Source organism: Mycobacterium scrofulaceum (genome assembly GCF_002086735.1).
Classification (GTDB): Bacteria; Actinomycetota; Actinomycetes; order Mycobacteriales; family Mycobacteriaceae; genus Mycobacterium; species Mycobacterium scrofulaceum.
Map to the genome: position 1 here is coordinate 16,177 of NZ_MVIJ01000063.1, position 11,685 is coordinate 27,861.

Below are 11,685 nucleotides of genomic sequence, written 5' to 3' on the forward strand. Positions count from 1 at the left end.
CTACTCCTCGTCACGCTCGGGGGGTTCGTCGGCGGGGTTGGGTGCGAACCTGACATCGGGAAGCATGGTGTTCGGATCGCGGCCCCACGATTGCTCAAGCGCTCGCAGTGCGCCGGAGAACCCGGTTCCGGTGAGGAGCGCATTATCGATTGCACTCAAGGTGAGGTCCAAGGTTATCGAAACATTCATTGAGTCGCCGTGTACCACCTTCGGGATGGCGTCGGCGCTGAACGGGAGGGTCAAGGCAATCTTTAGCGTCTCGACCAGATCCATCGAAGCCCGGCTGAGTTGTTTCAGGGGACGCTGCAGTTGGCGCACGTCTTTATCCAAGTCGGGACGCGCCGCCGTCAAGGTCTGATCGAGGACGTCGCTAAACCGGCCCAACGCATTGGTCGCATCGAGGAACGGCTGTCGTTGTTCAGCGAAATGCTTTGCCAATGGGGGAAACTCGGTGAGAACGTGGTCCAGGGTGTCTGATTGCTTGGCTACATAAGTCAACAGCCGGTCTGTGGAGTCGATAGCGCGAGTGATGTCATCACGTTGCTCGTTTAGTCGGGCGGTGAAGGTGTCGAGCTTCTTGAGGAAATCATGTATCTGATCGGCCCGCCCAGTCAGCATGTTACGGACTTCACTTGCGATCACTTCGACGTTAGGGATGCCGCCACCGCGCAGCACCGCGGCAAAACTGGCCAGGACCCGCTCGGTGGTGGGATAGGCGGACGCATTCTGCAGCGGGATGATGTCGCCGTTCTTCAATAGTTGCGGTGATGGGTTGGCTGGCGACGCCAGCTCCACATGCTGTGAGCCGAGCAGGCTGGTCTGCCCGATCTTCGCGGTGGCGTTCTTCGGTAGCTTGACGCCCTTTTCTAGATCCAAGGTCAACGTCGCGATCCAGTTTTTCAGGCCGATTGCGCGTACCCTGCCGACAAAAACGTCGGCGACGCGTACCCGACTATTGGCATTCAAAGCCAGCGTTTCCGGCATCTGCACATAAATCGTATAAGAGCCGGATTCGCTTCCCGGGCCACCAGGCAGTGGCACATTAGCGATACCTCGCCAGCTAGCACACGAGGTAAGTACTGTAGCGGCCGCAAATAGCGCCACGAACCGTGACATTCCCGCCCGCATGCTCACTGGCCGGATCCTGTCGCGACTGATGCTGCGTCAGCGGCGGGTGGCGGGCCCGGCGGCGGTGGACCCATATTGGAATAGGCGTTGGGCGGCCCCGGCGGCGTCTGAAACCTTGATGGCGGCGGTGTCGTGTCCGGGCCTCCCATCAGCTCAGCGAGCGAGTCCGGTGTCAGCAAGCTTTCGGTAGCCGGTCCCACTGTGAGGCCTTGCTCACCGGGCGCTACGACCCAGCCGGGCTCGTGGTTACCATGTGACAACGGCGAGTCCGGCGCCCAAATCCCGGGGACCGTGGTGTCCTTGAACCCCGGCGGAGGCTGTAACCGAGGCTCGGAATATGCGATATGTTTGGGCAGTACAGCAGGAGTTTGGTACAGGTTGATGCCAGCCGGGGGTCCATTGAACTTGATCGCATCCAAAACCGGCGTCAAGTATTGTGCGCACAGTTCGGCAGACTCTTGGTATCCCATACGGCTGCCGGCCTGCATCGCGCTGCAGATGAACTGCAATGGGTTGGCAAAGTTTGGCAGGGCTATTGCACCTGTCAGCGCGCCGTGCGCCGGCTCATAGATTGCGAGGGCGTTGGCGGCAAAATGGGGGAAGACATGCAGCGCCGTTTCAAGCGCATTCAGCGGCTCGGGTTGAACCAGCGCGGTGGTCACATCGGCGAGGGTGTTGATGTCGTGGGTTAGCCCATCACGATTGTCCGCTAGAAGCTTTCGCAATGCGGGAAGCATATCGTCTACCTGTTGCAGTGCCTTCGCAAGCCCGGGATCTGAGCTGGTAAGTGAACTGGTAAATACGGCGAGGTCCTTATTCAAAGCGACGAAATTCCGATCATCTTTATATAGCGCGTTGACGAATAAGGCCATGCTGCGCAGCACGGCAAAGAAATCGGCACGCCCGTCATTTAGCGCGGTCAACGCTTGCGAAAGCCCGGTCAAAGTACTGTTGATCTCTTTGCCTTTGCCGGCCAAGCCGTCCGCGAAAGATTCGATGACTTCGCCGAAAGGCCCCTTGGGCTGCTCGGGCGTAGGTCCCAGCTTCGAGATAATGTCCGTGATACCATTGCGCAACTGATCCCATTCCACCGGCACCTGTGTTCGTTCGATGGGGATCACCGCATGATTTCCTAGCGATGGGCCGCCTTCATAGGGCGGTTCCAGCTGAATGACGCGCGAGGCGACCAGCGCGGGATTGAGGATCACCGCAGAGGCGTCAGCGGGCACTTTGTATTTTTTCTCGTAGTGGAAAGTCACCTTCATCTTGTCACCCGACGGCTCGACCTTGTCGATCGCGCCCACTCGCACACCCATTATCTGGACCTTGTCCCCGACATAAAGCGCGTTTGCCTCCGGGAAATACGCAACCACCGTGTTATTGGTCATTTTTTCGTAGAAATCCCGAGCAGCCAGCGTCGTAATAGACGCCAGCAGTATCACCAAGGACCCAACGATGATTGCAGTTCGCGAAAACTTCGGGAGTTGAATTTTGCGTATATCGAAAACAGTACTCAATTCTGGCTGCCTCCCGTCGCAGCGCCGCTGCCTCCTGTTCCGCCCGGGGTGATGAATGGGCCCGGCAGCTGCGGGCCCGGGCCCGGCGGGAATGGTGGTCCCGGGGGGAGTCCTGGCGCGAAGGTCGACGGCGGTGATGTCGGGCCGGCCGGCGCCAGGTTCTCGGTACGCGCGCCTGGTGGAGCTTTTACGGGAAGCCGCACCGGAGTGCCTGGCACATTCGGCGGGGGCTCGTCAGGTCGTCCGGCAATCGGGATACCGGGTGTTGGTGGCAGCCCATTAGGGTCGGGAGGTGACGTTTGGACGTCAAACGGCGCGATCGTCGACGGGCCACCGAAAGGGCCGGCGCCCAAACCCATGCAGGGAAGCGGGTTCCATGGCCGCGGCAAACCGTCCTCTGCGGGGGTGTAAGCGCACGACGCGCCTGGCGGAACCGCCGGTCCTGGATGGTCCGGGGTGCCCTCCCTTACCGGCGGAGCTGGCGGTGGCGCGCCATTGGGAAACCGGGTGCCGTTAGGATCGGGGAACTGGTAGGCGGGCAAACCAGCGCTGCGCCAGAATTGTTCAGGGTCGATCCCACGTTTCTTGAACGCCGCGTCGACCCAAGGCTGAGTCATCCAAAAAGGTGCAAGATTCAGCAGAGCCACCTTAAAGTAGGGACCCGACGCTACCGACTCCGCCAAAGCCGACGCATAATAGCTTACGTTAGGCGCCCACTCGACGAGATCTTTTTTGTGTTTGAGTAGCAGATCGCTAATCGTCCTCAATTGCTCGACAACGTTATGCAGATTCGGGTTGTCATCGATCAAACCCTTCAACTGGGCGGAAACGGCGGCGATATTGCCCAGCAAGCCGTCGATGGCACTCTTGCGCTCGTTGAACGCCGCCAGAACGATCTGCGTGTTAACCAAAATCCGATCGATTTGCTTGCTGCGATCACCGAGTATGCTTGCCACCTTCCTAGCGTCAGCAAGCAGCCGTTGGATTTGCTCGTCGCGTTTCCCTAGCGTGTCAGAGAACTTGGCCACACCATCCAGTGCTGCACTCAGATGCGGGTAAGTCTGCTCAACTGTCTGCGACAGCACATTCAGGGAGCGTTTGACTGTATTGATGTCCCAGCCGGTAGCCGCCTTCGTGACGTCGAAGAACGCGTCGTAGATCTGGTACGGGCTGGTGGTTTGCCCAAGCGGGAGTGTCGCATTTGGTTGGAGCACGCGGGAGCCTTGGGGATCGATCTCGAGCACTTTCTTCCCCAGGATGGTATCGGTACGGATCGCAAGACGGCTTTTAGATCCGATTGTATTGGAGCCGATGGAAAACTTCATGACTACATGGTTGCCATTGATCGTAAATCCCTGCACTTCGCCGACATTTACCCCAGCGATGCGAACTTTATCGCCCTTGTTCAGCCCGCCTGTGTCTTTGAACTCTCCGTAATAGGTTGCCTGGGCAAACAACATCGGAATGCTGGTGAAGCTTTGCCCTACTCCGGTCACCACCGCTGCAACGATGATTCCCATCGCCCCCATCCGATACGGATTGATTGCTTGAAGGGTTCTCACTTCGGAGTGCACCTCCCCGTCGGCTGACTCCAAAGCTTCACGGTACGGACGGGCCCGCCAGGCTGCAGGCCATCAACCTTCAGCGTGACGTCGCACGCGTAGAAATTGAAGAAGTCGCCATAAAGCCCCCCGATACCCGCGACACGCTTCGCAGATTGTGGGGCGTCCCGTAACACCCCGTCGACGTAGTCGAGCCGGTCAATTAGCGGTTGGAGGGTATTCTGCACATAGCCAACGGCCTTCTGCAGCAGTGGCCGATTGTCTGACAACAGATCCGCCAGCGTGCCGGCCACATTACCGATGTGCGCGACATTGGCCGCGAGCGGATCGGCTTGATTGCTCAACCCGGTGATCAACTTATCGACGTTGTCGATCGTTTGGTCGAATTCCTTGCGATGCTTGACCGTGGTCTCTAGCACGACGTTAAGGTTTGAGATGACTTCACCGATTGCCTGGTCACGTCCAGCGATCTGCGCGGTTAGTTGCGCCGTCTGGTCCAAGATATCGTTGATCGTGCCACCTTGGCCCTGAAACACAGTGACGATCGCGGTCGCAATCGTATTGACTTTGTCGGGATCGAGCGCGCGAAACACCGGCTTGAAACCACCGATCAGTGCATCTAAATCCAGGGCTGGCTCCGTACGTGACAGCGGGATAAACCCACCCGGCGGCAACACCCGATCCATCCCTTCACCGTCGCCGCGCTTAAGTTCTACGTAGCGCTGCCCAAGTAGGTCGGCATAGCGAATGGACGCGGTCGTCGACTGATAAAGCGGCACCGAACGGTCTACTTCGAAGTCCACACGCACCCGATGACCGCCCTCCGTGATCCGTACGCTGCTTACTTTGCCGATCTCCACCCCGGAGGCACGGACAAACTGGCCGGCGCGCAAGCCGCTCGCAGTACTGAATTCGGCCGTGTAGCTGGAGGTCTTGTTAAAGCGCAACTGGGCGAACACCACGACAATGATGACCGTCACGGCAATTAAAGTTAATACGGCAGTACTAAACTTCACTGCCGTAGCGGTGATTTTTTTCATGGGTTGATCGTGTTCTCCCCCCACTGGCGGCCCCACACGTATTCATTGGCCTGCGGTTGCGGGATTCCAAAGTGGGTGTATGGCGCGATGCTGGAACCGCTATCCGTTACCAAGTACGGAGCAGGCCACAGATCGCGGGTAATGGTCTTCCAGCATCCCGGTTTCCCGCCCGGTCCGCCGTGAGCATTCACTCGCGGCAAGTTGTCAGGATAGACGTACGCATTTGTTCCTCCCAAGATCGTGCCTGTTAACCTTACCGAGTAACCGTTGCCGCTCTCCCCATCCGTCACTTTCGGTAGCACATTAGCGCCATGGTGAAAAAGGCAGTAAAGCTCCGGACTGTAGGTGTCAAGCAGTTGAGTCACCGGCACCAGGTCGCTGACCGCATGCTGCAGGTCCGATCTGCTCTGGTCAATGATGTCGGCACCGGTGTTTCCAACCCCCACCGCGGCCAAGAGTGCGGCGTCCAGATCCTTCTTTTGCTGGTTGAAGGTACGCGCCGTGGTGACTGCGTTATCGAGGGCGCTCCAAAGATCCGGCGAGGCATCCCCGTAGATATCGGCTAAATCCGCCAACCGTTGAATATCATGGCGGATTTGAGGCATCTGCGGGTTGATGTCATCGAGTATGGTGTTTCCATTGATGATCGAAGCCCCGAATTTATCGCCTTGCCCATTTAACGCTGCAGCCACCGCCGAAAGCGTTAAGTTCACCTTGACCGGATCCACCTTCTCTGAAATCTGCATGACCGTCTCGAACAACGTGTTAAACTCCGTTGTTTCCGACCTCACCACAATTATGTCAGCCGGTGTAACCTTCCGGGCCACAGGTTGTTTGGGCGAACTCAACGACACGTACTTGTTGCCAAACACCGTGGTGGCTGTAATTTCGGCATTTACGTTTAGCGCGATCAGCCCGGCGTATTTTGGCGCAATTTCCAGCAGCAGCTTGGCCGCCGGCTTTCCGTCACGCTCCACCTCGCTGATGCTGCCCACCCGGCCGATCTCCACCCCGTTGTAAGTGACTTTCGCCCCCCGATCCAAGACCAAACCCGACCGGCTAGCCAATGCTGTTAAGGTTATCTTGGGTGTGAAGCCACCCCGGAACTGGACCCAGACGACGATCAGCACGACCGCGGTGATGAGCCACAAAGCCAGCCCCGCTAACTTTCGGACCGAAATAAGTCGCCGTAGCCGCTTGCTTGTGGTTGCCATAATAATTTACACCGTGAGATTGAAGTTGGGGTTGACGCCGTAAATCGCTAACGAAGCCATTAGCACGACCATTACGATGGCGATTAGCGATGCGCGCATCGATCTCCCGACTGCCACGCCGACTCCAACCGGACCGCCGCTGGCGTTGTATCCGTAGTAGCAGTGGTTCAACATCACGACTGCCGAAATGGCGACCGTCTCCGCAAGAGAGTACCAGAAGTCGTTAACCCTCAGGAAAGTGTTGAAGTAATGGTCATACGTTCCGATTGATTGCGCATAGAACAAAGTTGTCACCAGCTGGGCGGAAAAGAACGAGAGGAGGACCGCGACCGAATATAGTGGGATAGTGACGATGAAGGCGCCAATAACTCGGGTAGATACCAAATACGAAACTGATTTGATTCCCATCACCTCAAGCGCATCAATCTCCTCGCTGATCCGCATGGCGCCCAATTGCGCTGTAGCACCGGCCCCGACGGTCGCGGCTAAAGCAGTGCCAGTTACGATTGGCGCCACCACACGCACATTCGCTAGCGCGGCGAAGAAACCGGTGAACGCCTCAACGCCGATATTGCCTAGCGAGGCGAACCCTTGAATCGCAATCAGCGAACCGGCCGATAGCGTCACAAAGCCGATGATCGCCACCGTGCCGCCGACGGCGGCCATTGCGCCAGTGCCCATGCCGATCTCGGCGATCAGGCGCAAGACTTCCTTTCGGTAATTCTTTAGGGTAAACCCGAGATAACGGAGCACTTCGCCGACGAACAGCGCGACATCACCAGAGGCGTCGAGCGCACGGCCAGGAGCGCCGACCCATCCGGCGCCTAGCTTCCAAGCGCGTGGGAAACGTGATTGCACGACCGTCGGGGAAGCCAATCTCAACGCCCCGTTCCGAACCGCACACCAATGGTAGTCAGCACCACGTTGACCGCAAATAATGCGACCACCGCAAGAACCAACGTTTCGTTGACTGCTGTGCCCACCCCTTTGGCTCCCCCGCCGGCTGTCAACCCGCGGTAGCAACCCACCAGCCCGGCAATAAGCCCGAATAAGGTGGCCTTCACAATCGAGATCAGCACCTCGGGCAATCCAGTAATCAAGGTTAGGGTCGAAACGTATGCGCCGGCCGAAACATTCTGGATATACACACCGAACAAGAACCCGCCGACCAGCCCGATACTGATCACCGCGCCATTGAGCAGCAGGGCTACAATGGTCGATGCAACCACCCTGGGAACTACCAGTCGATGAATCGGGTCGATGCCCAACACCTCCATCGCATCGATCTCCTCGCGAATAGTCCTAGCGCCCAAATCCGCACAAATCGCAGTAGAACCTGCGCCAGCGACCACGAGCACCGTCACAAGGGGGCCCAGTTGAGTGACGGCGCCGAGCGCAGCCCCAGCGCCGGAGACGTCGGCGGCCCCAAATTCGGCCAATAAGATATTCAGCGTAAAGATGATTAGCACGGTGAGCGGAATTGCGACCATAACGGTTGGCAGGAACGACACACCGAGTAGAAACCAACCCTGTAGGATGAATTCGCGCCATTGGAACGGACGTGCAAGCGCCTTGCCGGTTAGCACACACATCTGAGTGAAGCTGGCCACCTGCCCTAGCGGTTTCCGCAGTTGTTCACGAAGGTATACCGACAAACCGTTGGATGCCGTCACCGATGCCCCTCGACAACAGCACCACGTGCGTCGCGCTGCAGCAGCCGATCAACGTACAGCGCGACCGCCGAAACCGTGACCAGCAGACCATACTGGGTGGTAGCGCTCAACCCATCGCTCGCGCCAGAGATGTCCGTTGTGCCGACGTTGCACAACAACACGTTGAGCGTGAAGATGCTTAGCGCCGCCAGGGACGAAGAAGCTGCGATGGTTGGCAGGGTCGACATCTGCATCAAAAACCGCAACTTGGACGATGAACTCAAACCATTGGAACGGCCTCTCAGCACGGCCTTTTGCCGAATTGAAATGGCATCTGCGAAAACACGCCGCCAGCTCCCAACGCTGGAAAAGGTCTGATCCCGGACGTCTTCGACGAGAATGACTCTGGCCGTGATCACCGGGTCATCCATAGGTCGCGAACCCACGGTGAAGTGTTCTGCGGCTGCTGTCACCGCCAGCGGAATCCGGGCCGGCAGCACCTCCTCGATGCGTTTCACCCAATCAACAAACTTTTCGGAATCCCACCACGCAATCGGATACCCCATGTCAACGAGCTTGTCATTGAGCGCCCGATGCTGCTGGCCATGCACCGATTCCTGACCGATAAACCCGGCCACCCGCTTCTTCAACCCAGGATCGGTGACCTCATCGGCAAACCGGCGCACCGACCGAATGAACAACTCCTCCCCCGGCGGGAACGACCCCGACAAGTTCGCCAGAAAGTGGCTGAAGATGATGTCGTCATCCACGATAATAGTTGCTGCCCTCCCCCCACCGAGAAACATATCCGCCGAGTCCTCGGATACCGAGACCCCACTCGGTGCACTCATAGTGGTCACGACCCCCTATATATCTAGCCTGTGCCCCCGTCGACCACGAAGGTTACCTTTTCCCCGAACTTCTAGTTTCGGATACTGACAGTACAGGGTGTCGGGCGTTACAGTACTGCGAAGCGACAGGGTGCGCAACGCTAGCCCCGCGACGTGCTGACCGCGGGGGGGCGGTCAAGGTGCAGGCCCCGCGGGTCAATGACAAACGTATTGATCCCGATACCGTTGAGCGGCAGCGGTTCTCGTCGACGATCGTGCCGGCGTAAGCGCGTAAGTCGCCGCAGATGGCCGAGGTGTTGCCGTTGCTGTACCTGCATGGGCGTCCAGCGGGGATTTCAGGCCGGAGCCCTGGAGCAGTTCCTGGGTCGGGGGCCGGGTTGTCGGCAGCCACGATTACCCGGCTGACCGCCCAGTGGCAAGACGAAGTCGCCGCGTTCGGCGGCAGGGATCTGTCCGCCACCTGAATCGCCCCGGTGAGTCCGGAGACTTTCTGATGTGAGATTTCAGCCAGCGGCTGGTCTCTGGCGTGGAGTGCAATAGGCGGCTTCGAGTTCAACTGGTGGGGATATCGCCGCAGTATTCGTAGAGGCGACGGTGGTTGAACCAGTCGATCCGCCGTGCGGTGGCCAGCTCGACGTCCTTGATGGAGCGCCAGGGCTTGCCGGGCTTGATCAGCTCGGTCTTGTACAGGCCGTTGACCGTCTCGGCTAGTGCATTGATGCTCCTATATCCGTCAAGCGGCTGGTTTTTCGGCTTGTGGAGTGGTGCGCAGTGGATGCACGAGGCCCATATCTCACGGGCAAGGAAGCGTTTTAAGCACCGGATGATTTCGGCCTTGGACTTGCCTTCGGCGGTGCGTCTTGCGAGGTACGCCTGGGTGGGTTGATGGTGTTGCATGCCCACGATGACGGTGCGGTAGATCGCCGCATTAGCCTGGCGGTGGCCATCCCAGTTGAGCAGGTGGCGAACGGTTTTGCCGGTGGAGGCTGGGATCGGGCACACGCCGCACAGCTTGGTCCACGCGGCTTCAATACGGATCCGGTCGGGGTTGTCGCCGGCGACGATGAGCATCTCGGCGGCGGTGTCGGCGCCGATGCCGAATGCTGCGGTCAACTCTGGCGCGATCTCGGTGACCAATTGGGCGAGTAGTTTCTCGTGTTCAGTGATCTCCTCGTTGAGATGCTGCCAGCGGCGGGCGATCGAGCGCAGGGTGTGCTTGGTTGCGGCTTCGACCGTGCTGATGCCAGCTGGCCTCAGGCCGGCGTAGCGGCGGATTAGGGCCATCTTGGACAAGGGCTGCAGTTGTTCACGCAGCTCGTCTGGGGCGTTAACGATGACCGTCTTCAGCGAGATCATCGCTGCCGAACGGGCTTTGACCGCAATATTTTTGGCGATTTTGATCTGTCGGATCATATCCACGGTGTCATCGGCGGTCTTCGGGGTGGCGGTGGCATGGCTACCAAGCACGGCACGGGCGGCGTTTTCGGCGTCCAGGAAGTCGGACTTGCCGCGCAGCCGCCGGTCGCGCCGGTCGGTGCGCATTACCTCCACGACACCGATGTCGCTGCGACGCACGGCTGCGGTCAGGCCGGCTCCGTAGGAGCCGGTGCCTTCGATGGCGAAGGTCAGGATGTGGCCCGGGTGGCTAGCCCATTCGATCAGCTCGGCATAGCCGGCGCGGTCGGCTTGGAACGTTCCGGTGTCAAGCACCGCGCCGAAGTCGTCGAACGCGGCGGCGACATGAACGAACTTGTGGGTATCAACACCGATCACGACTCGACCGCGGCGAGGTGTGGTTGCCATGCTTGTCATTGCGACCTTCAGCGGGTTGTTGAGGCTGGCCGGTCGGGTGACGGGACTGCGATGGGACCTGGTGTGGTCAGGCTTCTATGAGGTCACTGCCCGCTCGGTCAGCACGAGGTGGAACGACCGCCCGTTGGACGACAGATCAACAGCCAGGACACCCATACCGCTGGGTCAGTCATAACACGAGTCAGGCGACCAGACAGCCGCCAACATTCTCACAGTCATAGGAGCTGCCGACCGCTCGGACCGAGGACTGGATGCCCGCTTCTGCGTGCCGTTCGCTGAACCTGATCGAGGTGTATTGACTGCGATCCCCGATCCGTCTGGTGGACAACGTCTTTGAGATCAGTACACCTTCTTGTTGACGGTTCTAGATGGCTTGCTCGATCGCATCGAGGACCATCGAGGTGGCCATCGTGGAAGCGACCCGCCAGCCCAGCATCCCGCCGCGCGTAGGCGTCGGTGGCGAAAGCGACGTAGGCAAACCCTGCTCGACGGTGCATCTGGCCACTGGAGTGCCCTCGCGGTTGAGCGCCAGCCACACCTTGTGGGCACCGTACACGCCGTAGTTGGCGGCGTAGAGCCGGCTGATCTGTTCTTTGAGTTCGTCGTCACGGCGTTCGCGGCGGCTGGGCTCGCGGTTGATGTGGTCGTAATAGGTCGATGGGGCGATCGGCATACCCAGCTCGGTCAGCTGTGTGCAGATCGACTCGACACCCCACCGCAAACCATCAGGGCCATCGCGGTGACCGTGATGATCGGCGATGAACTGGGTGATTAGTGTGTTGGCAGGTCGAGCTCGGCCGCGGAGAAAGCCGACGCCGTCTTGAAAATCGCATTGGTTATCTGAGGCCGTGAGGAAGCTGTTCACCATGTAGACGACACGCGTTCGGAGATGCCGGGAAATGCGTTGTG

General features: G+C 59.1%; 7 protein-coding genes and 5 pseudogenes. 1 reads left to right on the forward strand and 11 read right to left on the reverse strand.

The features are described from left to right. From BST44_RS25800 to BST44_RS31750, 8 genes and pseudogenes are all read right to left on the reverse strand, one after another. Nucleotides 1–1,128, reverse strand: coding sequence for a virulence factor Mce family protein (locus tag BST44_RS25800; protein WP_083179754.1), 1,128 nt, complete (start codon nt 1,126–1,128; stop codon nt 1–3). A 2-nt stretch (nt 1,129–1,130) separates the two neighbouring features. Further along, nucleotides 1,131–2,645, reverse strand: coding sequence for a virulence factor Mce family protein (locus BST44_RS25805; RefSeq protein WP_007172262.1), 1,515 nt, complete (start codon nt 2,643–2,645; stop codon nt 1,131–1,133). Next, a complete protein-coding gene (locus BST44_RS25810; protein WP_007172261.1) occupies nt 2,642–4,207 on the reverse strand; it encodes a virulence factor Mce family protein in 1,566 nt (521 codons plus the stop codon). The genes BST44_RS25805 and BST44_RS25810 overlap by 4 nt, the downstream gene beginning before the upstream one ends. Beyond that, entirely contained in the window at nt 4,204–5,247 is a 1,044-nt protein-coding gene (locus BST44_RS25815; RefSeq protein WP_007172260.1) for an MCE family protein, read from the reverse strand. The genes BST44_RS25810 and BST44_RS25815 overlap by 4 nt, the downstream gene beginning before the upstream one ends. Next, the gene (locus tag BST44_RS25820; RefSeq protein ID WP_007172259.1) at nt 5,244–6,461 is read right to left on the reverse strand and encodes an MCE family protein; all 1,218 of its coding nucleotides are present in this window, start codon (nt 6,459–6,461) and stop codon (nt 5,244–5,246) included. The genes BST44_RS25815 and BST44_RS25820 overlap by 4 nt, the downstream gene beginning before the upstream one ends. A 6-nt stretch (nt 6,462–6,467) precedes the next feature. Continuing rightward, nucleotides 6,468–7,229: an ABC transporter permease gene (locus BST44_RS25825; protein WP_371869965.1), complete on the reverse strand. Its 762-nt coding sequence runs from the start codon at nt 7,227–7,229 to the stop codon at nt 6,468–6,470. Between the two features lie 110 nt (nt 7,230–7,339). Continuing rightward, a complete protein-coding gene (locus BST44_RS25830; protein WP_085981747.1) occupies nt 7,340–8,053 on the reverse strand; it encodes an MlaE family ABC transporter permease in 714 nt (237 codons plus the stop codon). 506 nt (nt 8,054–8,559) lie between these two features. Beyond that, nucleotides 8,560–8,921, reverse strand: a pseudogene (locus tag BST44_RS31750) (metal-dependent hydrolase); the annotation flags it as partial. Nucleotides 8,922–9,111: 190 nt separating this feature from the next. Between BST44_RS31750 and BST44_RS30535 the strand changes: the two are divergent. Beyond that, a pseudogene (locus BST44_RS30535) lies at nt 9,112–9,425 on the forward strand (IS256 family transposase); the annotation flags it as partial. A gap of 42 nt (nt 9,426–9,467) precedes the next feature. Here BST44_RS30535 and BST44_RS29825 read toward each other — a convergent pair. The 3 pseudogenes from BST44_RS29825 to BST44_RS29830 form a co-directional block, all read right to left on the reverse strand. After that, a pseudogene (locus BST44_RS29825) lies at nt 9,468–9,681 on the reverse strand (integrase core domain-containing protein); the annotation flags it as partial. A 210-nt stretch (nt 9,682–9,891) separates the two neighbouring features. After that, nucleotides 9,892–10,776, reverse strand: a pseudogene (locus BST44_RS25845) (IS110 family transposase); the annotation flags it as partial. A 214-nt stretch (nt 10,777–10,990) separates the two neighbouring features. After that, a pseudogene (locus tag BST44_RS29830) lies at nt 10,991–11,610 on the reverse strand (DDE-type integrase/transposase/recombinase); the annotation flags it as partial. Between the last annotated feature and the right edge of the window lie 75 nt (nt 11,611–11,685).

Bases quoted from the DNA above. Each gene is read 5' to 3' on its own strand.
- BST44_RS25800 (WP_083179754.1), bottom strand. From the start codon at position 1,128: ATGCGGGCGGGAATGTCACGGTTCGTGGCGCTATTTGCGGCCGCTACA.
- BST44_RS25815 (WP_007172260.1), bottom strand. From the start codon at position 5,247: ATGAAAAAAATCACCGCTACGGCAGTGAAGTTTAGTACTGCCGTATTA.
- BST44_RS25820 (WP_007172259.1), bottom strand. From the start codon at position 6,461: ATGGCAACCACAAGCAAGCGGCTACGGCGACTTATTTCGGTCCGAAAG.
- BST44_RS25830 (WP_085981747.1), bottom strand. From the start codon at position 8,053: ATGTGTGTGCTAACCGGCAAGGCGCTTGCACGTCCGTTCCAATGGCGC.